Genomic DNA, 21187 nt, shown 5'->3' with positions numbered 1-21187 from the left:
ACCGAAGTCAAGGAAAGGCAAGGCAATGGCCGAAGCTACTGCAAATATCGGCGTTATCGGACTGGCCGCCATGGGTTCCAACCTGGCGCGCAACCTGGCCCACCACGGCAACACGGTGGCCCTGTTCAACCGTCATTACTCCCGTACCGAAAAGCTGATGGACGAGCACGGCACCGAGGGCAACTTCGTGCCGGCCAAGACGCTGGAGGAGTTCGCCGCGTCCCTGAAGCGCCCGCGCACGGCCATCATCATGGTCAAGGCCGGCGCCCCGACCGATGCCGTGATCGAGCAGCTCGAGGAGGTCTTCGAGCCCGGTGACATCATCGTGGATGGCGGCAACAGCTTCTTCAAGGACACCATCAAGCGTGAGAAGGAAGTGCGCGCCAAGGGCTTCCACTTCGTGGGCTGCGGCGTGTCCGGCGGCGAGGAGGGCGCGCTCAACGGCCCGTCCCTGATGCCCGGAGGCACCGCGGAATCCTGGAAGACCCTCGGCCCGATCCTCGAATCCATCGCGGCCAAGGTCAACGGCGAGCCCTGTGTGACTCACATCGGCACGGATGGTGCCGGCCACTTCGTCAAGATGGTGCACAACGGCATCGAGTACGCGGACATGCAGGTGATCGGCGAGGCCTACGACATCCTGCGCCGCGGCCTGGGCATGGACGCCGAGGAGATCGGCGACGTGTTCGAGGAGTGGAACAAGGGCGACCTCGATTCCTACCTCATCGAGATCACCGCCGAGATCCTGCACCACAAGGACGCCGAGACCGGCAAGCCGTTCGTGGACGTGGTCGTCGACCACGCCGGTATGAAGGGCACCGGCACCTGGACCGTGCAGACCGGTCTGGAGTTCGGCTCCCCGGTCGCTTCCATCGGCGAGGCCGTGTTCGCCCGTGCGCTCTCCAGCCACGGCGAGCTGCGCGAGGCCGCCCAGAAGGAGGGCCTGGCCGGTCCGAACAAGACCATCGACCTGAACGGCGAAGAGAAGGCCGCATTCGTGGAGGACGTGCGCAAGGCGCTGTTCGCCTCCAAGGTGGTTGCCTACGCCCAGGGCCTCAACGAGATCCAGGACGGCGCCAAGGAATACGGCTGGGACATCAACCTGTCCGAAGTGGCCCGCATCTGGCGTGGCGGCTGCATCATCCGCGCCCAGTTCCTGCTCGACCGCATCACCGAGGCCTTCAAGGGCGACAACCCGCCGGAGAGCCTGCTGTTCGACCCGTACTTCGAGAAGATCATCGGCGAGTCCCAGGATGCCTGGCGTCGCGTGATCGTGAAGGCCATCGAGGCCGGCATCCCGACCCCGGTGTTCTCCAGCTCCCTGGCCTACTACGACGGCCTGCGCTCCAAGCGCCTGCCCACCGCCCTGACCCAGTCCCAGCGCGACCTCTTCGGTGCCCACACCTACGGCCGTGTCGACAAGCCGGGTGTGTTCCACACGTTGTGGGCCGAGCCGGGCAAGCCTGAAATCGAGGCATGAGCCTCGGAATTTCAGACTTAGGAGAGCCCTGTGGGCTCTCTCCGGCCTTCTTCGGGCTTGGCGATAGCCAAGCTGAAAAATATCAGCCTGAAGAGCAGTTCTGCCGCTCTTCAGGCTTGAGGACAGTCCAGTGGACTGTCCGACCGGCTCGGTGGTTGGCGGCTATGCCGCCAACCCCGTGGGCCTCCCAGCCTTCTTCGGAGCGAGGCGGCTGTGCCGCCGAGCCAACGCTGAGCCTCGCCGCAGCAGCTTTGAGTCTCCTCTGCGCGAGGCAGATCTGTGCCCCGATAGTCATTTTTCATATCAAATTCGTATATCGGGGCATGCGATGTGCCCCCGGAGACTGATTTGAAGTGTTTTTGGCGTATCGGGGCAAATAAGAATCGTTGGAATTCCGCCGTTTTTGCCTGAATCGGCAGAATGGCGCAATAAAGGCCTGTGCCCCCATATGCGATTCTGGCGAAAAATGGGCTATCGGGGCAAGCAATATTGTCCCGATAGCCCATTTTCAGGTGAAATGCTCTTACGGGGGCACACAATCCGCGTGCTCGGAGGCACACGGTCTGCGCCGTCCCGTCTCAGAGCTGCACCACGGTCTCCTCCGTGGAGAACCAGACGAATTCATCCACGCCACTCGCGAACGACGACGGATACGCCGGATTATTCGGCTGCGCGAACACGTGTGCCAGCGAATCGGCCTTGCCTGCTCCGGCCGCGAAGAACCACGTGTGGCGGGACCGCGCGATGAGCGGCGCGGTCAGGGACACGCGCAGCGGCGGCATCTTGGGGGAGTGGTTCACGCCCACGGCCAACCGGTCGGCGACCAACACCTCGTCATGGCCAGGGAACAGCGAGGCGTAATGGCCATCCGGTCCCATGCCCAGAATCATCAGATCGATCACTGGTTCCGGCCCCAGCTCATGCACGAGTTCATCCTCATAGGCGCGCGCGGCTGACTCCAGCAACGTGTCATTGACCGCATCGGCCGCGGCCCGTACGGCGGCATCGTCGCTGGCGGCATCCGCCATTACCGAGGCGATCTCCTCGGCGGAACGTGCATCCGCGGCCATCTCATGGATGTTCGATTCCGGCAGCTTGCCATCGGCCACCAACCGGTCGAGCAGAAGGCGACGGGCCTCCAGAGCGTTGCGGTCGGCGTTGTCGTCCGGCACGAAGCGCTCGTCGCTCCACCAGAAGTGGACACGCTGCCAGTCGATGGCATCCGCCAGCGGGTCGTCGAGCACCAGACCCAACGGCTGGGCCGCCGAACCGCCGGACAGCGCCACGTCCACGCGCTTGCGATGGCTGCCGTCCGGAAGACGCTCAGCGAGCAGATCCAGAATCGTCAGTACGAAGCGACGTGCGCCCGCCTGAATCATGAGGTCCTTATTCGGATAGACCACCAGTTTGCGTTCCGCCATACACGTTCCTTTATGAATCGAAAAACCAATAACAAAAGGCTCCCCTCGCTGAGGGGAGCTGGCAGCGAAGCTGACTGAGGGGAGCGGCTACGTTGTGTTGGCTCTTCCCGGCCTCACTCCGTTCGACAGCCACCTCCCCTAGAAGGGGAGCCAATTGGCAGCTCCCCTCAGTCTCGCTATGCTCGACAATCGAGCCAAGCAATGTCACTCGTCAGTGACGAATCAGATCCCAGCCTTCGTTGATGACCTCGGCATAGATCTCATCCGGGTCGATGCGGCGCAGTTCCTCGGTCAGGCAGTCCTCGATGGTGCGCACCGGCACAGAAATCGTCTGTGGGGCCTGGCCTGGCATCGAAATCAGCGCCTGCTCCTCATCCGGGCGTTCCAGCGAAACCACGCCGTCCGCGCGCGTCAGATACACGCCGGTCACGGCCTTGGCATCGTTGACGTACTCCACGTCCACCGGCACGCCGAGCTTGAGACGCAGCCAAGCGCACAGCAGATCCATCGGCAGGAACTCGGACGGGCCGGTCACCTTGGCGGCTGTAATCGGCAGATGCGGCGGCTGGTCGAGCATGGAGGCGAGCATCGCGCGCCAGACGGTCAGCCGCGTCCAGGACAGGTCGATGTCCTCCGGAGTCCAGTTGCGGCGCAGGCGCTCGATGGTGGCCTCCGGGTTGTTGGAGTGCAGGGCGTCCGTGATGCGGCTGCGGGCCATCGCACCCATCAGGTCCTTGGACGGGTTGGACGGCGGGTTCGTGGGCCACCAGGCCACCACCGGCACGTCCGGCACCAGCAGCGGGATGACGAGCGTATCCGGGTGATTGATCAGGCCGCCGCGCGGACGCAGGATGATGATTTCGCCGGCGCCGGCATCCGCACCGAAGCGGACCTGGGCATCGAGGTTCGACTCCGCCGGGCCGTCGGTCAGGTCGATGGCCGGGTTGTCGGTCTTCTCCATGGCCTTGACGTCGTCGGTGGTATCGTCGCGGTGCGCGGTGTCCGGCACGATGGCAATGACACGGCAGGGATGCTCGCGGCTGGCCGCGTTGGCCACTTCCAGCGCATGCTCCAGATCGGCGTCCTCAGTGGCGATGAGTAGCGTCAGCACACGGCCCGTGGCCGACTCACCGCGCTCCTCGTGCAGTTCGTCGATCTTATGTGCGATTTCGCGCGTGCGCGTGTTCGGCATATCGATGATCATGGCATCCTCCAATGGCGTCCGTCGCGCGCCAGCATCTCATCGGCCTCGGCCGGGCCCCAGGTACCGGAGCGATAGGGCTGCGGCTGGCCGAGCGTGGACCAGAACTCTTCAATCGGATCGAGGATCTCCCAGCTGAGGTTCACCTCTTCGGTGGTCGGGAACAGCGGCGGATCGCCGAGCAGTACGTCCAGAATCAGTCGCTCGTAGGCCTCCGGCGAGTTCTCGGTGAAGGAACGGCCGTAGCTGAAGTCCATGTTCACGTCACGGACTTCCATCGTGGAGCCGCCCGGCACCTTGGCGCCGAATCGCATGGTCACGCCCTCGTCCGGCTGCACGCGGATCACGATGGCGTTCTTGCCGAGTTCGCGCACGGCAGTCTGCTCGAACGGCAGGTGCGGGGCGCGCTTGAACACCACGGCGATCTCGGTCACGCGCTTGCCCAGACGCTTGCCGCAGCGCAGGTAGAACGGCACGCCGGCCCAGCGGCGGGTGTCGATGTCGAGACGGATGGCGGCGTAGGTCTCGGTGGTGGACTTCGGGTCGATGCCCTTCTCCTCCAGATAGCCGACCACCTCATGCGAGCCCTGCCAGCCCTTGGCGTACTGGCCGCGCGCGGTGTTGGCCGCGAGATCCTTGGGCAGGCGCACGGCGGAGAGCACCTTGGTCTTCTCGGCCGTGAGGTCCTTGGCGGTGAAGCTCACCGGCTCCTCCATGGCCGTGAGGGCCATGAGCTGGAGCAGGTGGTTCTGGATGACGTCGCGTGCTGCGCCGATGCCGTCGTAGTAGCCGGCGCGACCGCCGATGCCGATGTCCTCGGCCATCGTGATCTGTACGTGATCGACGTAATTGGCGTTCCAGATCGGCTCGTACATGGCGTTGGCGAATCGCAGGGCCAGCAGGTTCTGCACGGTCTCCTTGCCGAGGTAGTGGTCGATACGGAACACCGAGCTCGGGTCGAACACCTCGGACACCACGCGGTCGAGCTCCTTGGCGCTGGCCAGATCATGGCCGAACGGCTTCTCGATGATCACGCGGCGCCAGGCCCCCTCGCTTGAGCGGGACAGGCCGGAGGCGGCCAGCTGCTTGGCCACCACCGGGAAGGCGCGCGGCGGCACGGACATGTAGAAGGCGTGGTTGCCGCGCGTGCCGCGGTCGCGGTCAAGCTCCTGCACGGTGGCGCTCAGGCGCTCGAAGGCCTCCGGGTCGTCGAACGTGCCCTGCACGAATCGGATGCCGGCCGCGAGGTTATTCCACGTCGACTCCTTGAACGGCGTACGGCAATGCGCCTGCACGGCCGCCTTCACGAATTCGATGAAATGCTCCTGCGTCCAGTCGCGACGGGCGAAGCCGGTCAGGCCGAAGCTGGGCGGTAGCAGGCCGCGGTTGGCCAGGTCGTAGACGGCCGGCAGCAGCTTCTTTTGCGCCAGATCACCGGTGACGCCGAAGATGACCAGACTGCAGGGGCCCGCGATGCGCGGCAGACGCAGGTCGCGCGGGTCGCGCAACGGATTGGTCCAGACAATGGATTCACTCATGGTGTTCAGCCTAGTCCGTAGGGCCCATGATTCGCCAGAGGCGATATACGATATGGGTGCTTCCGGATGCGATGTTGGCCACAGTTCGCTGCGTGTTCATGTTGGGATATCGGGAAGAATGGATGGTGCGTCTGGGATTTGGGGCGTCGGGGAACACCGATCGGGGAACATCCTTGCGGGATTGATGCCGATGATTGATGTCGATGGGGATTAATCAGGTTCGGGGGTGATGCGCTGACGGCGCACATTCCCATGAATTTCTCAGCTTTTGCACACGTCCCGTTGAATCTGCCGTACTTATATGGGAACCACGGCGGCAAGCCGCATATAACTTAATCCCTTCTTCTCTCTTCTCTCTCAAGCCCGGTTCCCGCCGGGCTTTCTCTTTTTCTCCGTTAAACCAAGATTGACATGAATTCCGCCGGACTACCCCTCAGTCGGCTGTCGCCGACAGCTCGTCCTGCAATTAATGACGAACTCCGTTCGCGGTCTACTGGCTCGGCTGTCGCCTCGCACATCGTCTGCAAACAGCTCCGCTGTTTGCTTCACGGCAATGTCCTGACAAGGGGAGCCAAGAATAAGGGACATGTCAATCTTGGTTTAACAGAGCCTAGATGATTGCCATTCTGCGGCCGGGACGAAACGAATTGATGGGTGGCCGGATCTGAAGACTGAGACTCAGCGGCATCTGCGTGCATGTTGTCCAATCAGGGATGCTGTCAGCCTCCCGGATACGATTAAGCCCTTGGAACCTCAATGATTCCAAGGGCTAACGTGTGCCCCCCGTGGGATTCGAACCCACAACCCACGATTGTCTTCACCAAAAAACAAGTCGCCACTACTGACTCTCAATAGCTCGAAAACCGTTGATTTCACTTGGTTTTTGACACACTCAATGAATGGCCCATTATGGCTCATAACGGCGTTTTGTGAAGTTCATCAGGGATAAATCAGGGATGCTATATGTTCGTTATCCGTTGCAATGACGGCGATTACCAGACCGTTCTAAGGGAGCAAAGTGCGCACAAAGAGAGCATAAAGCGAGCAAGTCGAATTGTTGGAATGAATCTAAGAGAGCAAAGGGAGTAACCATAGCTCATAGCTACATCCGCTACACTAGGAACACAGCGCCCCCGCTTCCGCCTTTCTGGTAGTTGCCGAGGCGCTTTCTGGTTGTAGTAGACCGAAGCCGTCGTTTCTCGATGACGTGCGAGCCTCCCCACTGCAATGGGCGAAGGTTTCCGCTTAGAATGGTGGCATGTCTGGCATGGAGCACGGCGAATCGATGAAGATTGCGGCGGATAATCTCTTGTTGGAGTACGCCGAGACATTCGGCCAAAGTTTCTTTGATGTCGAAACCGTTGGACCGAGTATGGATGATCAACAGCTATGCCGGACGATACGGCACTGCCTCGATGCTGGAGAACTGTGGGACTGCAAGACCGTGTACTAGTCCGCGTGGCGGTTTTGGGCGCGTTCTGGGCTGCGTAATCCCTGTAATCACAAGGCTTTTAAAGGTTTCCGAATGCAATTCTTCCTGTGGAAAAAACCTCGGGGGTAAAATGGCCCTTTGCCCGTGGTGGCCATGACCCGACCGGGAGGGGTACTCCCCCCACCCATCAACGGCCGAACCAATCCGAAGAACGAACCACGACACTCTCAGGCGCTCGCCGACTCGGAGCCTTGCCTTCCTTGATGAGTTCACGAACCTTGGCGCGAGCCCACTGAATCGAATGAGTCGACTTGATGCGATTGCACCACCAATGCGCAGGCGCAGTGTTGTCCCAGCTCAGCGGGTCGCCGCCGTACTTGACCGGCACTATTTCGTCTGTGACATAGCTCCAAGGACTCGGAGCGACCGCATCGTAATCGATCGGACCGCCACAGATGTGACAGTTCTCACGCAGCGCCTTGTGCCGTCGGTTGAGTTCGTCGCGCTTATAGCCGTTGCGGCGTCTCGGGTTGTTCATCGCTGGTCCTTCGCGTTCAGCCGGCGAGCGCCGGAACTGTTCTCAGTATGACCGTGCCCGGTCCTCCATGTGTCGGCCGGGGCATGAAGAGCGAGGGTGGGTTTACGGTCGGAGGGGGGTACTTGTTTCCCTCGATTTTGTGCAATGTCTTACGGATGCTGGCTATCTACTGTTATCCGCTTCCGGCAATACTGCCGGTGTCTTCTATGGGCTTGTGGAGGGTGTTGGTGATGGGGGAGGTGAAATAGGGGCCGGGGGGTATTTCCCGGCCCTATACAATGCCTCCTAGAGGGCGTTAATTATCCTCCCCGACCGTTGTAGTGGGGGAGGGGCGTTTATCGCTGTATGCCCCTTCAAGGGTGGAGGCGATACGTTCGAGGGCGTCGGCGGCTCGGCAGCGAGCTTCGAGTTCGATCACAATGCTGTCCTCGGCGATGCAGTTGCTTCGCTTTGCAATGTAGAGCTTGTGCAACATGGTTCCGTCTTCGGCGTCGGCGAGATTATACATATATCCGATGTGTCGGGGATTCATTTCTTTGGTCCTTTCGTGTGGTGGTATCAGCGGTCTGGGAAAAATGAAGGGTCCATAGCCGCTGCGATGTAATTGATTGCCCTATGCGGAAGCGGGCCATGGGGGTGTCTGTCCACGCCATGCACGGCGGGTGCCTTGGGTTTCGGCGTCGCGTAGTCTTTGATTGCCTTGGCGTGTGCCTGAATCTCTTCGAGACTGTCACCCCTGAGTAGATCGGCCGGTATGCCGGTATCGGCCGACACCTTGGCCTTCCACTCGGATTGCTCCTGTTCGGCCTTGTAGCGGCCTATTTCGGCCTCTAGCTCACGGATTCGCTGAGCTGGGTCTACCGTTTTGGGCTCGATGGCGCTATTCTGTTCGGCGTCAGCGGGTTCGATGTTGGCGTTTTGTGCGTCTGTCATGCTTTCCATATCACGCCTTCGTGGTCTTGGCCTTGGGCGGGACGGGGTTGTAGACGCTTACTACGGCCAGTCGTTCGGGGTTCGTGCATCCGAAGCCGAAACGGAAGGTGACTCGGAACTGAGTGGCATCCCGGCTGAACTTGGAATGGGCGCTGGATGAAACCCGCATGTCCGTGATGGCGGAATAGACCACATTGGCGTCGTTGATAAGGATCTTGTTGTCCGGTGCGGCATTATTGATTACCACAGGAAGACCGTACAGCATGGGAATAGGAGCGTTCGCCACATCTGGGCTAATCATGGGACGGTAATCGGCGTACTGAAGATTGAGCAATTGCGCCCACGTGCCGAAATTCATGATGAGGGATGTGGGCTTAGCGCCCTTCGCTGACACTTTGGCGAGCGCATCCACGAGTACAGAAAGACCATTTTGCAATGCGTTGGTGATTCCCTCGCCGTTGGCGATTTCACCGCCTTGGGTGATGCCTTTGAGATTGAACAGGCCAATTGGGCCATCCGGGATACCGTTGGCATCCTCGTTGGGCGCGTTCTGGAGAAACACGGCATCGGCCTTGTTGGTCACGCTCTTATCCATCTGCCATGTAAGCAGAGTTTGGATTTTGCTGGCATTGTTGTCGTACTCGACGGATTCGTTCGTGGCCGTTACCAGAGAGGTGATTTTGAACGTGAAGATGTTCAGGCTATTGATCTGGGCGGCGGATTCGGGGATTTCTTGACCTTCCTCGATGATCTGAGACGCGGGCAGCTCGGGTACGAAAGGCACGGAGACCGAACCGGCTTCGCTCTTGATTTCCATAGTCACTGGCTTGCTCTGCGAGAATATGAGCGCATCGGGAATGTGTTCGACGGCGGGGAAGACGATTTCGCTGAACGCTATACGATCTTGGAGTCTTGTGCCGTGCGACGTGAGGATGTCTGTTGGCGTTGCCATTGTTGTTTCCTTTTCTTGGGCCTTCGCGTCGCCGTAGACGTCCCAAGACGATGAAAGCAGCGAGAAGGCCGGGTTAACGTGCGCCTTCTGGCTGCTTTCTGCATCAATGTGCTGGATTCGACTCTACCATGTTCCGAAGCACGGCGTTCTCGCGCTCCAGTTTCTTGGCATAGTCCTTCCATCCGACCTTCTTGGCCCGTTGGGTGGCGGCGTCCGCACTGGCTGCTCGCAGCCAGCGAATGAGCTCACTCTTGGTGGCCGTGCTGTAGTCCTTGCCCATATTCACTTTCCCTCGACTGAGAGCGTTGCCGCATCCACGAGATTGCGTAGGTTCTCGTCGGGCAACGCCACGTACACTTCGGTTACTTCAGTGCTGGAATGACCCAGCGCCTTGGACACGGCCAGCATGTCGTGCGACTGCGAGTAGGCCACCGTGGCGAACCTGTGCCGCAGCTTGTGCGGCCCGTAGCCGTCCGGTAAAAGGGCGCTGACGTGCTTGCCGATATAGGACGCCTCCACATGGCCCGTCCACCGTCCGGGGAACAGATACCCCGGCGCGACCTCTATCGCGTCGGCGAGATCGTCGGGCAACGGCACTATCCGCTGTTTGTCGCCCTTGCCATGCACCACCAGCGAGCGCCGTCCGTCTATGCCGGTCAGTACGTCGTCGTGGTGTACTCGGGCGATCTCGGCACGTCTTAGCCCGCATTCGGCGGCGAGCAAGATCATGAGCCGTTCGGCGGGCGTGGCCTTGGCGAGTGCGGCGCGTATGTACTTGTCGGGGCATGGTTTCGGGTGTGGCGGTGGCTTGCGGACGTTCGGCAAGAGCGCGGCGGGGTTGTCTTTGCGGTATCCGGCCGCTTGCATGTAGCGGAAGAACGTGGCGAAGCAGTTGCGTAGGCCCTTGCGGGATTCCTGTTTGCGGCCGTCGGCGAGCGCCGTGGTGAGATCGTCCGTCGTGACCTGTTCGGGCGGCTTGCCGGTCATGTCGGCGAAGTGGTGGAGCTGGTAGAAGCGTGTGCGCAATGTCTGTTCGCTGCAACCGCTCGCCTGTTTGTAGTCGATGAAGCCGGCCACGGGCTCGCGCCATGTGGCGGGGAGCTTGCTCATATCCATTTCGGTCCTTAGAAGAGCGTTGGTTGTATCCATGTCGGCGAGCGCCGGCGCGGATACGGGTTAGGCGTGCCGTCGAGCGCTAGAGCTGCCTCGCACAGCGGGCACGAGACCCACGGGCCTTGCTTGACTCGGTTGACGGCTTTGGTGTTGGTGCGCACCTTCTTCCCGCACAACGTGGTGGTGGCCGTGTTGTCGTGGCAGGTGCGGGCGATATGCACGACGGCGGGCGCGTCTGTCATCATCGTTCGCGTCCTTCGATAAGGTGCCATACCCATGCGCCCTGAAATTCGGACGATTTCTTACTGACGGCAACCTTCTTCTTGGCACGTTTCAGTTGATCGCGGGTATAACCGGCGACCTTGAACCCTTCATTGATGATGGTGTTGGCGAGCGCTTCCCGGTTTGGCTGTTTCATGAGGTAGTCGACTATCCATTGCTCGATTTCGCTTCGTTCCTCGGCGTTTGTTCCGCTTGCCAGCGTCTGCCGTATGTCCTCCACGGTTATGATCGATTCCTCTACATGGTCGATGGTCTGGACCGTGGTGGTGCCGCCATCGTCCGTCTTGAATGGCGTGAGCTTGGCTGTGAGGCGAATCGAGAGTTTGCCTGAATTATTGGCTTTGGACAGACTTACCACGCTTGCCATGTCATCGTCCGGGTCGGCGGCGATCTCCATGAAGCTGCGCGAAGTGTCTTCGAACTTCTGCGAGCCTGTGAACTTGCCTTCCTTGTTCCAGTGATGGAGGCCAAGAACCGCGCACCCTTCCGAGAGCTGCGCCAGTTCGTTACAGGCCACTAGGGCGGGCTGCACATCCTGATACGAGTTGATGTCGCCATTAACCAACAGGCTGAGCGGGTCGAACACGATCAACTCCGGCTTCCACTCGGCGACAATGCGCTTGATAGCCTCAAGGTCTTGCTTGCCGGCCATCACGGTGGTCTCCGTGCCGAACGCCCCCAATGTCGTGACCCTGAGCAGCCTGACAAGCTCAAGGTCGGCGCCTTGCGCCTTCATGCGCGGCACCAGCACTGAAGCCAAGTCGTCTTCTCCCTGATCGATGTAGAGCACACGCAGCTTGCCGCACTTCTTGCCATGATCGTCGGCAAGTTCGCCGTTCGTAGCCTTGGCGACGATGTACGCGGCGAACGTGCTCTTGCGTGAGCCGCCCTTGCCGGCCAGCACGTTCAGGCCCGGACGAAGCCACGGATACCACAGAAACTGAAGTGGCTTCGTCTTGATCTCGCGCAAGTCCAGCAAGCTCACGCTGCGAGCGCCCTTCGTTATCCTGATGGCATCGGCACCGACCTTACCGGTTTCCGGGTCGCAAGGAATCCCCTCGGCCGTGCGGTTGATGCTGTCCCCTATATGCTCGCCACGTTCCGGCATGACGTCCGCATAGAGCGTTTCGGCTGCCTTCATCGCCTCTTCCACAAGCGCCGTGCGTCTCAAAGTATCTTTTGATGCGGCGATCGTCACCATGATTCCTGTCCTTGCCCCATGTGGTCCTTGATGTATTCGAGTACGGCCGGCCGCGTGTAGTACACCTGACCGCCCACGGTGGTCTCATAGCGCGGGCCGCGCCCGGCCAAGCGAAGAGTACGCAGCGTGCCCACGGGAACGTCGATCGCGGACGCTACCACGCTTTCCGCCGCCTTCCACGTCAAGCCCTGAGCCTGATTGAACTGTTTCCGGGTGAACGTCACCATCACGCCCCGCCTCTCCGAAGGTCAAGCAGCACGGCCCGGCCTTCCTTGCTGCGCTGCCATTCGATGAGCTCGCCTTGCCTGTACACGATCGAACCGTCGTCGCGCCGGTGAGATCGCGGGCCCTTGTCGGCGAGCGCCGCTAGCTGTTCCGGTGTGATGCCATAGGCTCGCGCCGTCTGTTCGAGGGTGAGCCACGGGTCGTCATCGGGATACTTGTCAGAGCTGGGCAGCGAGAGCCACACGCGCTTAGTCACGTTTCGCATGTCACTCGCTCCGGCACTCGGCCGTCTCGGAGAACTCACGGGACTTTAGCCATTCCAGCACGGCGTCACGCTGGTAGTACACCGTGCGGCCAATCTTCGTGAACCTCGGGCCTCTGCCCTTGCCGCGCCAATCATTCTGCGTGTTCCTCGGCACATGGAACACCTGTGCGAACGTCTCCGTGTCCACCAGCGGCGGCAGCTCCCGCGCGATGTCGGCGAGCGCTGAAGGGACTTCGATGGTTGAAGCAGTCACCGTTACCTCCGTCAATATTCAAATCGTTATCTAAGTAACGAAATGAAGCATATCCCAACGAACGGCGGTGCGTCAAGCTGAAATCGGACTATTTGACAAGATTTTTTACAAGTCGCAATGGGGCCCTAATCTTTACATATGATCACTGAAGTCGATGCCTTGGTAGGCGAGAATGTCCGACGGCTGCGCGGCAACATGTCGCAAGAGGACGTTGCGAGCAAGATGCGCACAAGCTATGGGCACGCTTGGAAGAAGCAGACGGTATACAACATAGAGGCGGGGCAACGGCAGCTAAAGTTGTCCGAGGCGCGAGATTTGTTGAACCTATTCGGATATGACGGGGACACGGATTTCTCGCTACTCTTCCGATCGTCAGGCGACATGAAGCTGGAAGCCGAAGCCAAGTACGTTATGGAACAGGCTTGCAACGCGGAAGTCGCATGTTTCAACACAAGACAGGCGATGGAGCAACTGCGCAGCAGCATGGAAGCCGAACCGGCACATGGATACGGGGAAGCAGCGAAGCGCATGGCGCGCATGGCTCTTCAATATGGAGACACAGAGAAGCTAGAAAGTATCCTCGCTGATATTTTGAACGGTAAGGCCATGCCGCGCTATTACACCGAAGAGAAGACTCAGCATGACATACTTAGAGATGCGGCCGACGTTGATTCGCATATGGCTCCCTAGCATACTTCCTCTCTTTGCGTTCTTTGCTCTGTTTGTTGGAATTACTGGGTTTTCGGGTGCTCTCTTTGCGCACCCTTTGTCGCTCTCTTAGGAAGAAGCATGGCTAGAGCTTGGATTAAGGACAGGTGGTTATCGAAAGACGCTTCAAGGGACGCGAAACGTCTCTTGAACGCGGCGGTGAGCAACCCGGAGAGGGTGGCCGCGAAGATTCCCGATGAGTACAAGCTGAAGAACTACGGCAAGGGCGCGCGGTGGGTGCTGTGCTGGTACGAGGCGGTGGACGGCAAGCAGAAGGAACGCAACCGCAGCTTCGAGAAGAAGTCGGAAGCCGAGAAGGCGCGGACGGCAATTGCCGACGACATGTATTCCGGCCGGTACGTCAACGCGGAAGACCGCGAGCGCCTATTTTCCGAGGCTGCATCGGAATGGCGGGCGAGTCAGCACACGGCCCGTGCGTCCAGTGGCAAGCAGTATGACGACTTGCTCAGGTGCTATGTGCTGCCTCAATGGGGCAGCAAGAAGCTCATGGACATAGATGAAACGGCGATAAACAAGTGGGTGACGGCGCTCCGAGAGGCCAAGGCGCCGTATGAGTTCAACACGAAGAAGAAGCCGACGAAGCCCACGCCCAAGTATCTGAATCAGATCGTGAACGTGGCGTTCGGTGGCGTCATACGCTATTCGCTGAAGCGCGGATGGCTCAAAACCGACCCGATGACGAACATTCACGTATCGCGCAAGGACAGTGACCCGGAACGTGAGGCCAAGCGCAAAGTCTTTCTCACTTACGAACAGGTGGAACGGCTTGCGAACGCTGCTGCGCAATTCAAGGACGGCAAGCGTGACGCGGCGATGATGCGATTCATGGCCTACGTCGGCACACGCCCCGGCGAGACCTACGCGCTTCGCGTCGGGGACGTGGATTTCGAGCACAAGCGCGTCACGGTGTCCAGATCGTTGACGAAGGACAATAAAGGCAACTGGACAATAGGCCCGACGAAGACCGGCAAGACCCGGCGTGTCGCATTGCCCGATTTCGTGGCCGATGAGCTGAAGCCCTTGTGCGAAGAGCGTGAATCAACAGACTACGTGTTCCCGGCACGCGGCGGCACATACCTTCAGCCGAGCAACTGGCGCGGGCGCGTGTTCAACAAGGCCGTGAAGCTGGCGAAGCTGGATAAGGTGGCCGGATTGCGCCCGCACTCACTACGCCATTCGTTCGCGTCGCTGTCGATCGCGGCCGGATGCGATGTGCGCACGCTGGCGGCGGCTCTTGGACACGCCGACGTGACCATGACCCTCAATGAGTACGCCGGATTATGGCCGGACAGGCTCGATGAAGTGGCGGCGGCGTTGTCCCAAAGTCGCGCCGAAGCAATTCATCAGGGATAATCAGGGATGAAACGCGATCGGCGGGAACGGAAAAGCCCTCGGAACCTCAATGATTCCAAGGGCTGACGTGTGCCCCCCGTGGGATTCGAACCCACAACCCACGACTTAAAAGGACGCTGCTCTAACCGTTGAGCTAGAGGGGCAACATTTCTAAAATACACACCGACGCCAGACATTCCAAATCGGCGGCGCTTCGAGCCTGCATCACCGCATTGCCCCAACAACAGACAAAGCCCGGCGGGAAACCGGGCTTCGAGAGAGAAGAAAGAGGAAGAGAAGAAGAAGGATTCAATTATTGCGGGCTTGCGGCCGTGATTACATATAACAACACCAGTCTCGGCATGGCGTGTGCGTTAGCTGGGAATTTCATGGGAATGCCGGTTCCGAGCGCCCCAAACGCATGGCGACCGCCTAGAGTGGTCGGCATGTCATGCACTACCATCCTCATCGGCAAGAACGCCAGCTACGACGGCTCCACCATCATCGCCCGCGACGACGATTCCGGCTCCGGCCGCTACGATCCCAAGCGTCTCGTGGCCGTCGCCCCGAAAGACCAGCCGCGCCACTACAGGAGCGTGCTGAGCCACGTCGAGATCGACCTGCCGGACGACCCCTGCCGGTACACCATCGCCCCGAACGTCCTCAACAACCGCGGCATCCTGGCCGAGGCGGGCGCGAACGAACACAACGTGGCGATGAGCGCCACCGAAACCATCGCTGTCAACGAGCGCGTGCTCGGCGCCGATCCGATGGTCGAGCTCAAGCCAGCCCACGGCGAGCCCGGAGACGAGGACTACCGCCCCGAACAGCCCGGCGGCATCGGCGAGGAGGACATCATCACCCTTGTGCTGCCGTACGTGAAGACTGCGCGCGAGGGCGTGGCCCGGCTCGGCGAACTGCTCGAGACCTACGGCACCTACGAGTCGAACGGTGTGATCATCTCGGACGTGGACGAAATCTGGTACGTCGAGACCATCGGCGGCCACCACTGGATCGCCCGCCGTGTGCCGGACGACTGCTACGCCACCATCCCCAACCAGCTGGGCATCGACGACTTCGACCTGGCCGACGCCTTCGGCAGGCAGCGCGAGTACATGTGCAGCGCGGACCTGCGCGAGTTCATGGTCAGGCATCACCTCGACCGCACGATGGGCGCTCCGGTCGCATCCGGCGGCCGTCATGCTCACAGCGCCGGATTCGGGTCGGCCTCCGCCGGTACCGGAGCCCATTCCGCCCGTCGCGTCGCCGTGGCCTCCGCTCGCACGAACGCTGGATCCGCAGCCGCGAACGGCCAGGACGATCAGATCGCCGCGCTCGTGGCCGCCCTGCCCCGCCACTTCAACCCGCGCAAGGCATTCGGCGCCACCACGCCGAAGGACCACATCTACAACACGCCGCGCGCCTGGTACATGCAGCGTCACCTCAACCCCAGCGAGGACTGGGACTCGTCCGCAGCCCGGTACACGCCGGAATCCGACGGCATCCCGTGGTGCCGCGTGCCCGAGGACAAAGTGACGCTCGAGGACGTGGACTTCCTGCTCTCCTCCCACTTCGAAGGCACGCCGTACGACCCGTACGGCACCAAGGGCACGCCGGAGACCCGTCACCGCTACCGTCCGATTGGCGTGAACCGCACCGGACACATGGTGGCGCTGCAGATTCGCCCGTACGCGCCGGCCTGCAATCGCACGGTGATGTGGGTTTCGTTCGGCTCCGGCCCGTTCACCACGATCGCCCCGTTCTACGCGAACGTGGACGACACGCCCGCCTACCTGCGCGACACCACGCCCGAGGTCTCCACCGGCAACCTGTACTGGACGAACCGCCTCATCGCGGTCATCGCGGACGCGCACTGGTACGAGACCAACAGCGCGATCAACGGGTACATCGAGCAGGTGCGCGCGTTCGGCCATCAGCTGGTGGAACGCACGGACGAACGGATCATCGAGGACGGCTACGCCGAGGAGAATACGGGAGACGTGCGTGCGGCCGCCGAGGTGCTTGAAAAGGCCAACGGCGAGACGGGCGAGTACCTGCGCGAGCATACCGCCAAACTGCTGAACAGCGTGCTGTACACGTCCAGCAACCTCATGCACAACAGCTTCGCCATGTCCGACCGCTGGGCGTGATTGCCAGAAAGCCGGGGCGATTCGGCACCTTATTCACCGAATCGCCCCGGCTTTTCGACTGCACAGATCAGTTGAAACCGACGACCTTCTCCGCGATGGTGTACCCGTTGCGCACGGCCCAGCGGCCTGCGGAACCGGGCAGGTTGATTGCGCGGGACATCAGCTTGGCGCGCACGTCACGCCCGATGGCGGGCGAATAGGCGTCGATGGCCTCCCACAGTTCGCGTTTCTTGGCGTAGTTCTCCGGCTCGCGCGAAAGAATGAGGAACACCGAGGTCACGCACGATTCGATGGCCAGGAAGTGGATCATGTACCGGTACAGGCCGTCCGGCACCGTGCCCTTCTCGGGGGTCGCCTCCGTCATGAGCCGGTTGACGAGACGGAGCTGGTCCACGCGGCGAATCATCACGTCCGTCTGCACGCTTTGACCCTCACGGCCGATGAAGTAGTGGTAGAACGGCACGTCGAGGTACTGGATTCGCTTCACCCACGGGAACGGCTGGTAGGAGTAGTAGAAGTCCACGTAGAACGTGTGCTCCGGCAGCTTGAGGCCGGAGCCGCGCACCACCTGCGTGCGGAAGGTGAGCGCGTGCATGATGATGTACTGCGCCAGGCCGAAATGACCCAGATCATCCCAGCCGAGCACGCGGCCGGATTCCATGACACGACGGAAGTTCACGGTGTGCTTGTGACGCTTGGCCACCTTGTCGTAGACGTAGTTGGTCACCAGCATGTCGATGGGCTCGGCGGTCTCGCGCTGGGCGCGCAGCGTGGCCAGCACGGTGTCGATGGCCTGCGGATCCACCCAGTCGTCTGCGTCCACCACCTTGACATACATGCCGGTGGCCGCCGCGATGCCGGTGTTCACCGCACCGCCGTGGCCCTTGTTCTCCTGATGGATGGCGCGCACGATGCCCGGATTGTTGCGTTCCAGCTTCTTCGCGTATTCCAGCGTGCCGTCCTTGGAACCGTCGTCCACGATCAGCACCTCGACATCGCGCGCGTCCGTGGCGGAAAGCACGGAATTGACGCAGCGGTCAAGGTAGGACTCCATATTGTATGCGGGGATCACAAAGGTTAGCGTTTTCGCCGTGGTGGCCATAGCAGTCTGTCGTCCTCACATATTCTCATCAAGCGTGTGCGTTGTTACTGTTCAAACCGTAGCACTTGGGTTTCCGGTGCGGCAGGCCGTTACGTAAGTTGACGCCCTGACTACACATTCTGCATCCCGGATTTTCTGGACCAATGGCGTCTCCACGTCTTGGCTCTCCCCTTGTCAGGGGAAGCTGGCGCCAGAGGCGACTGAGGGGTAGTCCAACCGAATTCATGTCAACGTTGGTTGAATAGTGTCTCTCTCAGTCCTCTCCAACCCGACTTGGGTAGGACTTGGGATTCGCCGGTGCGTTGTGCGCAGGGTCAGTCGGTTGCCGGCGACGCTTCCGGCACGGCCTCATCTGTGCCGTCCGATTCCGCTGGCTCCGTCGGCTCTACCAATTCGTCCGATTCCGGCGGTTCCGTTGACTCCGCAGCCGCGACTCCGCCGTCCTTCCGCTGCCGCTTCTCCGCCTTCGCGCCCTCGAACAGCAGCTGCGGCTTGGAATTGAGCCGGCTCAGGCCGTGCCACGCCAGATCCACGATGTACGCCGCCAACTGCTCCTTGCTCACCTTCGGCCGGTCCGCCCAGTACTGGCCGGTGAACACGGTCATGCCCACGAGCATCTGCGCGTAGTACGGCACGCCTTTGACGGAGAGCTTCTGCCGTTTGAACGTTTCGGAGAGGATGTCCTCCACGCGCAGGGAGATGTCGCCCAGCAACGAGCTGAACGAACCCGACGGGTCGGTGCTGGGGGAGTCGCGCACGAGCACCTGGAATCCCTCGGCGTTCTCCTCGATATAGGTGAGCAGCGCCAGCGCGGTGCGCTCCACGATGCGGCGCGGATGAACGTCCGGATCGTCCAGCGCGGCGGTGAGCACGCTGGTCAGCGCGCGCATCTCACGGTCCACGATCACCGCGTACAGGCCTTCCTTGCCGCCGAAATGCTCGTAGACGATCGGCTTGGACACCTTGGCGTGCGCCGCGATCTCCTCGACGCTCACCGCCTCGAAGCCCTTGGCCGCGAACAGCGAACGCCCTACCGTGATGAGCTGTTCGCGGCGCTGAAGCGATGTCATACGTGAAGAATGTGCCATGCGTTTCAGCATAGCCATCGCACGGAACCGGCCTTCGTGGACTTCTTCCTGGCTTCCCCTGTCGGAGGAGTTTTGACGGGCTCGACTGAGGGCGTCCAAAACATCGAGGCCAGGCTCATGCCGATTCCGGCCTCAACAGGGAAACCGCTTGATTCCGGCCGCAGACTAGACTTTTGAGACATGGATATGAATACTGTATTGGCCGTTATCGGCGTGATTGTGGTGGCGGTCATCCTGGTCGTCGCCAGCGTATGGTGGTCCAAGTCCCGCAAGCGCGATCTGGACCGTGCCCTGGGCCAAGCCGCCCCAGAGGACAAGAAGACCCGCGACGCCAAGGCCGCCGCCGACGCGCGACTGGCCGCCGAAGCCGAGGAGGCCAAGGCCGCGCAGGCCGCTGCCGCCCAAGCCGAGTCGCCTGCAGAGGCTCCGGCCTCGACCGAGTCCGCAAAGTCCGCAAAGTCCGCGGAGGCCGCCGAAACGTCCGCGTCCGAGCAGGCCGAGGGCGATGGATCCGTCGCATCGGCCACCGAACAGGCGGAACCCGAAGCCGCAGAGGAGCCGGCCGAGTCCGTCGAGAAGTCCGTTGCCGAGCCTGCCGAGCCTGTCGAACCTGCCAAGCCGGAAGAGACCGAGGAATCCCAACCGATCGAGCCGGTCGCCGCTGAGGAGACCGCGGCATCCAAGCCTGAGCCGGAATCCACTCCCGCCAAGCCTGCGCCGGAGCCCGAACCGGCCCCTGCCGAGCCCGTCGCCGAGCCCGAGCCAACCCCTGCCCCCGAACCCGCCAAAACCGAATCCCCCGAGTCCATCGGCTCCCGCCTGACCCGTCTCAAGGCCAAGCTCGCCAAGTCGAGCAACCCGTTCGGCAAGGCCCTGTTCTCCATCCTCACCAAAGACAACCTCTCCGAAGCCGATTGGGAGGACGTCGAGGACACGCTGCTGCTCGCGGACGTGGGCGCCGACGCCTCCGGCCAGCTGGTCGACGACCTGCGCACCGACGCACGCATCACCGGCAAGGCCAACCCGGACGAGGTGCGCGCCACCTTGAAGGAGAAGCTGCTCGACCTGGTGGGCCGTGACACGGACCGTCGCCTCAACGCCGAGAAGCCGGGCGCCAACAAGCCGTCCGTCATCATCATGGTGGGCGTCAACGGCACCGGCAAGACCACCACCGCCGGCAAGCTGGCCCGACTCTTCGTGGCCGAAGGCAAGCAGGTGGTGCTGGGCGCCGCCGACACCTTCCGCGCCGCCGCCGCCGACCAGCTCGAAACGTGGGGTGCCCGCGTGAACGTGCCCGTGGTCCGTTCGGACAAGGACGGCGCCGACCCGGCCTCCGTGGCCTTCGAGGCCGCCGCCAAGGCCAAGGAAGCCAACGCGGACGTGCTCATCATCGACACGGCCGGCCGTCTGCAGAACAAGTCCAACCTCATGGACGAGCTCGGCAAGATCCGCCGCGTCACCGAGAAGAACCTGCCGGTGGACGAGGTGCTGCTCGTGCTCGACGCCACCACCGGCCAGAACGGCATGACCCAGGCCAAGGTGTTCGCCGAGGCCATCGGCATCACCGGCGTAGTGCTCTCCAAGCTGGACGGCTCCGCCAAGGGCGGCATCGTGATCTCCGTGCAGAAGGAGCTCGGCGTGCCCGTCAAGCTCGTGGGTCTCGGCGAAGGCCCGGACGACCTCGCCCCCTTCGACCCGGAAGGCTTCGTGGACGGCATTCTCGCCTAAGCGTCATCCCCAAGCGGCACCGACCGACGACGCAACGTCCACGTTGTGAACGTCCGAAACGCCGCAACAACCCCAAACCAAGGCCCCGAATCATGTTCGAAACATATTCGGGGCCTTCTCATATCCGTTGGAATCCCGCCGGAATCGACCGGCCGGACTGTCCAGAACGATCCCGTTGTGATTAACAATCGCGTAACTTGCCGTAACGAAACCAAAATGATGCG

Annotated in this window: 21 protein-coding genes, 1 tRNA gene and 1 pseudogene; 6 read left to right on the top strand and 17 right to left on the bottom strand. The window is 61.5% G+C overall.

Annotated elements, in window-relative coordinates; genetic code table 11:
- Nucleotides 1–25 precede the first annotated feature (25 nt).
- The gene (gene gndA / locus JS536_RS00215) at nt 26–1480 is read left to right on the top strand and encodes an NADP-dependent phosphogluconate dehydrogenase (protein ID WP_214355340.1); all 1455 of its coding nucleotides are present in this window, start codon (nt 26–28) and stop codon (nt 1478–1480) included.
- A 578-nt stretch (nt 1481–2058) separates the two neighbouring features.
- Here gndA and pgl read toward each other — a convergent pair.
- The 3 genes from pgl to zwf form a co-directional block, all read right to left on the bottom strand.
- On the bottom strand, nt 2059–2901 hold the full coding sequence (pgl, locus tag JS536_RS00210) for a 6-phosphogluconolactonase (RefSeq protein WP_214355339.1): 843 nt from the start codon (nt 2899–2901) through the stop codon (nt 2059–2061).
- 211 nt (nt 2902–3112) lie between these two features.
- Nucleotides 3113–4105 carry a glucose-6-phosphate dehydrogenase assembly protein OpcA gene (locus JS536_RS00205; RefSeq protein WP_214355338.1) on the bottom strand — a complete coding sequence of 331 codons (993 nt, stop codon included), beginning with the start codon at nt 4103–4105 and terminating at the stop codon, nt 3113–3115.
- Nucleotides 4102–5640, bottom strand: a complete 1539-nt coding sequence (gene zwf, locus JS536_RS00200; protein WP_214355337.1) for a glucose-6-phosphate dehydrogenase — start codon at nt 5638–5640, stop codon at nt 4102–4104. Before zwf ends, JS536_RS00205 begins: the two co-directional genes overlap by 4 nt.
- A gap of 1258 nt (nt 5641–6898) precedes the next feature.
- Here zwf and JS536_RS00195 point away from each other — a divergent pair.
- Nucleotides 6899–7093, top strand: a complete 195-nt coding sequence (locus JS536_RS00195) for a hypothetical protein (RefSeq protein WP_214355336.1) — start codon at nt 6899–6901, stop codon at nt 7091–7093.
- Between the two features lie 166 nt (nt 7094–7259).
- On the opposite strand, the gene JS536_RS00190 is transcribed toward JS536_RS00195, so the two are convergent.
- From JS536_RS00190 to JS536_RS00140, 11 genes are all read right to left on the bottom strand, one after another.
- Nucleotides 7260–7610: a hypothetical protein gene (locus tag JS536_RS00190; protein ID WP_240544170.1), complete on the bottom strand. Its 351-nt coding sequence runs from the start codon at nt 7608–7610 to the stop codon at nt 7260–7262.
- Nucleotides 7611–7905: 295 nt separating this feature from the next.
- Nucleotides 7906–8142 carry a hypothetical protein gene (locus tag JS536_RS00185; protein ID WP_214355335.1) on the bottom strand — a complete coding sequence of 79 codons (237 nt, stop codon included), beginning with the start codon at nt 8140–8142 and terminating at the stop codon, nt 7906–7908.
- A gap of 26 nt (nt 8143–8168) precedes the next feature.
- Nucleotides 8169–8543 carry a hypothetical protein gene (locus JS536_RS00180; RefSeq protein WP_214355334.1) on the bottom strand — a complete coding sequence of 125 codons (375 nt, stop codon included), beginning with the start codon at nt 8541–8543 and terminating at the stop codon, nt 8169–8171.
- 10 nt (nt 8544–8553) lie between these two features.
- Nucleotides 8554–9495 carry a phage major capsid protein gene (locus JS536_RS00175; RefSeq protein WP_214355333.1) on the bottom strand — a complete coding sequence of 314 codons (942 nt, stop codon included), beginning with the start codon at nt 9493–9495 and terminating at the stop codon, nt 8554–8556.
- Between the two features lie 103 nt (nt 9496–9598).
- Nucleotides 9599–9775 (bottom strand): hypothetical protein, encoded by a 177-nt coding sequence (locus JS536_RS00170; RefSeq protein WP_214355332.1) that lies wholly within the window; start codon nt 9773–9775, stop codon nt 9599–9601.
- A 2-nt stretch (nt 9776–9777) separates the two neighbouring features.
- The gene (locus JS536_RS00165) at nt 9778–10611 is read right to left on the bottom strand and encodes a tyrosine-type recombinase/integrase (protein WP_240544169.1); all 834 of its coding nucleotides are present in this window, start codon (nt 10609–10611) and stop codon (nt 9778–9780) included.
- Nucleotides 10612–10619: 8 nt separating this feature from the next.
- Nucleotides 10620–10853 carry a hypothetical protein gene (locus JS536_RS00160; protein WP_214355331.1) on the bottom strand — a complete coding sequence of 78 codons (234 nt, stop codon included), beginning with the start codon at nt 10851–10853 and terminating at the stop codon, nt 10620–10622.
- On the bottom strand, nt 10850–12091 hold the full coding sequence (locus tag JS536_RS00155) for an AAA family ATPase (protein WP_214355330.1): 1242 nt from the start codon (nt 12089–12091) through the stop codon (nt 10850–10852). Before JS536_RS00155 ends, JS536_RS00160 begins: the two co-directional genes overlap by 4 nt.
- Nucleotides 12085–12318, bottom strand: a complete 234-nt coding sequence (locus JS536_RS00150; protein ID WP_214355329.1) for a hypothetical protein — start codon at nt 12316–12318, stop codon at nt 12085–12087. Before JS536_RS00150 ends, JS536_RS00155 begins: the two co-directional genes overlap by 7 nt.
- The gene (locus JS536_RS00145) at nt 12318–12581 is read right to left on the bottom strand and encodes a hypothetical protein (protein ID WP_214355328.1); all 264 of its coding nucleotides are present in this window, start codon (nt 12579–12581) and stop codon (nt 12318–12320) included. Before JS536_RS00145 ends, JS536_RS00150 begins: the two co-directional genes overlap by 1 nt.
- Before the next feature lies 1 nt (nt 12582).
- The gene (locus JS536_RS00140) at nt 12583–12834 is read right to left on the bottom strand and encodes a helix-turn-helix domain-containing protein (RefSeq protein ID WP_214355327.1); all 252 of its coding nucleotides are present in this window, start codon (nt 12832–12834) and stop codon (nt 12583–12585) included.
- Nucleotides 12835–12972: 138 nt separating this feature from the next.
- Between JS536_RS00140 and JS536_RS00135 the strand changes: the two genes are divergently transcribed.
- Together JS536_RS00135 and JS536_RS00130 are read left to right on the top strand one after the other, a co-directional pair.
- A complete protein-coding gene (locus tag JS536_RS00135) occupies nt 12973–13524 on the top strand; it encodes a helix-turn-helix transcriptional regulator (RefSeq protein WP_214355326.1) in 552 nt (183 codons plus the stop codon).
- Nucleotides 13525–13689: 165 nt separating this feature from the next.
- On the top strand, nt 13690–14916 hold the full coding sequence (locus tag JS536_RS00130; RefSeq protein WP_214355325.1) for a site-specific integrase: 1227 nt from the start codon (nt 13690–13692) through the stop codon (nt 14914–14916).
- A gap of 70 nt (nt 14917–14986) precedes the next feature.
- Here the strand turns inward: JS536_RS00130 and JS536_RS00125 are convergent.
- A tRNA-Lys gene (locus JS536_RS00125) sits at nt 14987–15059 on the bottom strand.
- A 282-nt stretch (nt 15060–15341) separates the two neighbouring features.
- On the opposite strand from JS536_RS00125, the gene JS536_RS00120 reads away from it, so the two are divergent.
- Nucleotides 15342–17045, top strand: coding sequence for a C69 family dipeptidase (locus tag JS536_RS00120; protein ID WP_214355324.1), 1704 nt, complete (start codon nt 15342–15344; stop codon nt 17043–17045).
- A 67-nt stretch (nt 17046–17112) separates the two neighbouring features.
- Here JS536_RS00120 and JS536_RS00115 read toward each other — a convergent pair whose 3' ends face one another.
- Complete coding sequence (locus JS536_RS00115; protein WP_214355323.1) at nt 17113–18147, bottom strand: glycosyltransferase family 2 protein; 1035 nt, start codon at nt 18145–18147, stop codon at nt 17113–17115.
- 314 nt (nt 18148–18461) lie between these two features.
- Complete coding sequence (locus JS536_RS00110; protein WP_214355322.1) at nt 18462–19217, bottom strand: TetR/AcrR family transcriptional regulator; 756 nt, start codon at nt 19215–19217, stop codon at nt 18462–18464.
- Nucleotides 19218–19847: 630 nt separating this feature from the next.
- Between JS536_RS00110 and ftsY the strand changes: the two are divergent.
- Nucleotides 19848–20963 (top strand): annotated as a pseudogene (gene ftsY, locus JS536_RS00100) (signal recognition particle-docking protein FtsY); the annotation flags it as partial.
- Between the last annotated feature and the right edge of the window lie 224 nt (nt 20964–21187).

This window comes from Bifidobacterium sp. SO4, assembly GCF_018555355.1.
Taxonomy (GTDB): domain Bacteria; phylum Actinomycetota; class Actinomycetes; order Actinomycetales; family Bifidobacteriaceae; genus Bifidobacterium; species Bifidobacterium miconisargentati.
Note: the sequence above shows the minus strand (reverse complement) of the source record. Positions and strands in the feature narration are given on the sequence as shown.

Bases quoted from the DNA above. Each gene is read 5' to 3' on its own strand.
- JS536_RS00165 (WP_240544169.1), bottom strand. From the start codon at position 10,611: ATGGATATGAGCAAGCTCCCCGCCACATGGCGCGAGCCCGTGGCCGGC.
- JS536_RS00150 (WP_214355329.1), bottom strand. From the start codon at position 12,318: ATGGTGACGTTCACCCGGAAACAGTTCAATCAGGCTCAGGGCTTGACG.
- JS536_RS00110 (WP_214355322.1), bottom strand. From the start codon at position 19,217: ATGACATCGCTTCAGCGCCGCGAACAGCTCATCACGGTAGGGCGTTCG.
- JS536_RS00205 (WP_214355338.1), bottom strand. From the start codon at position 4,105: ATGATCATCGATATGCCGAACACGCGCACGCGCGAAATCGCACATAAG.
- JS536_RS00145 (WP_214355328.1), bottom strand. From the start codon at position 12,581: ATGCGAAACGTGACTAAGCGCGTGTGGCTCTCGCTGCCCAGCTCTGAC.
- JS536_RS00195 (WP_214355336.1), top strand. From the start codon at position 6,899: ATGTCTGGCATGGAGCACGGCGAATCGATGAAGATTGCGGCGGATAAT.
- JS536_RS00115 (WP_214355323.1), bottom strand. From the start codon at position 18,147: ATGGCCACCACGGCGAAAACGCTAACCTTTGTGATCCCCGCATACAAT.
- JS536_RS00190 (WP_240544170.1), bottom strand. From the start codon at position 7,610: ATGAACAACCCGAGACGCCGCAACGGCTATAAGCGCGACGAACTCAAC.
- JS536_RS00160 (WP_214355331.1), bottom strand. From the start codon at position 10,853: ATGATGACAGACGCGCCCGCCGTCGTGCATATCGCCCGCACCTGCCAC.
- JS536_RS00155 (WP_214355330.1), bottom strand. From the start codon at position 12,091: ATGGTGACGATCGCCGCATCAAAAGATACTTTGAGACGCACGGCGCTT.
- JS536_RS00180 (WP_214355334.1), bottom strand. From the start codon at position 8,543: ATGACAGACGCACAAAACGCCAACATCGAACCCGCTGACGCCGAACAG.
- JS536_RS00175 (WP_214355333.1), bottom strand. From the start codon at position 9,495: ATGGCAACGCCAACAGACATCCTCACGTCGCACGGCACAAGACTCCAA.
- JS536_RS00170 (WP_214355332.1), bottom strand. From the start codon at position 9,775: ATGGGCAAGGACTACAGCACGGCCACCAAGAGTGAGCTCATTCGCTGG.
- gndA (WP_214355340.1), top strand. From the start codon at position 26: ATGGCCGAAGCTACTGCAAATATCGGCGTTATCGGACTGGCCGCCATG.
- JS536_RS00135 (WP_214355326.1), top strand. From the start codon at position 12,973: ATGATCACTGAAGTCGATGCCTTGGTAGGCGAGAATGTCCGACGGCTG.
- pgl (WP_214355339.1), bottom strand. From the start codon at position 2,901: ATGGCGGAACGCAAACTGGTGGTCTATCCGAATAAGGACCTCATGATT.
- JS536_RS00120 (WP_214355324.1), top strand. From the start codon at position 15,342: ATGTCATGCACTACCATCCTCATCGGCAAGAACGCCAGCTACGACGGC.
- JS536_RS00185 (WP_214355335.1), bottom strand. From the start codon at position 8,142: ATGAATCCCCGACACATCGGATATATGTATAATCTCGCCGACGCCGAA.
- zwf (WP_214355337.1), bottom strand. From the start codon at position 5,640: ATGAGTGAATCCATTGTCTGGACCAATCCGTTGCGCGACCCGCGCGAC.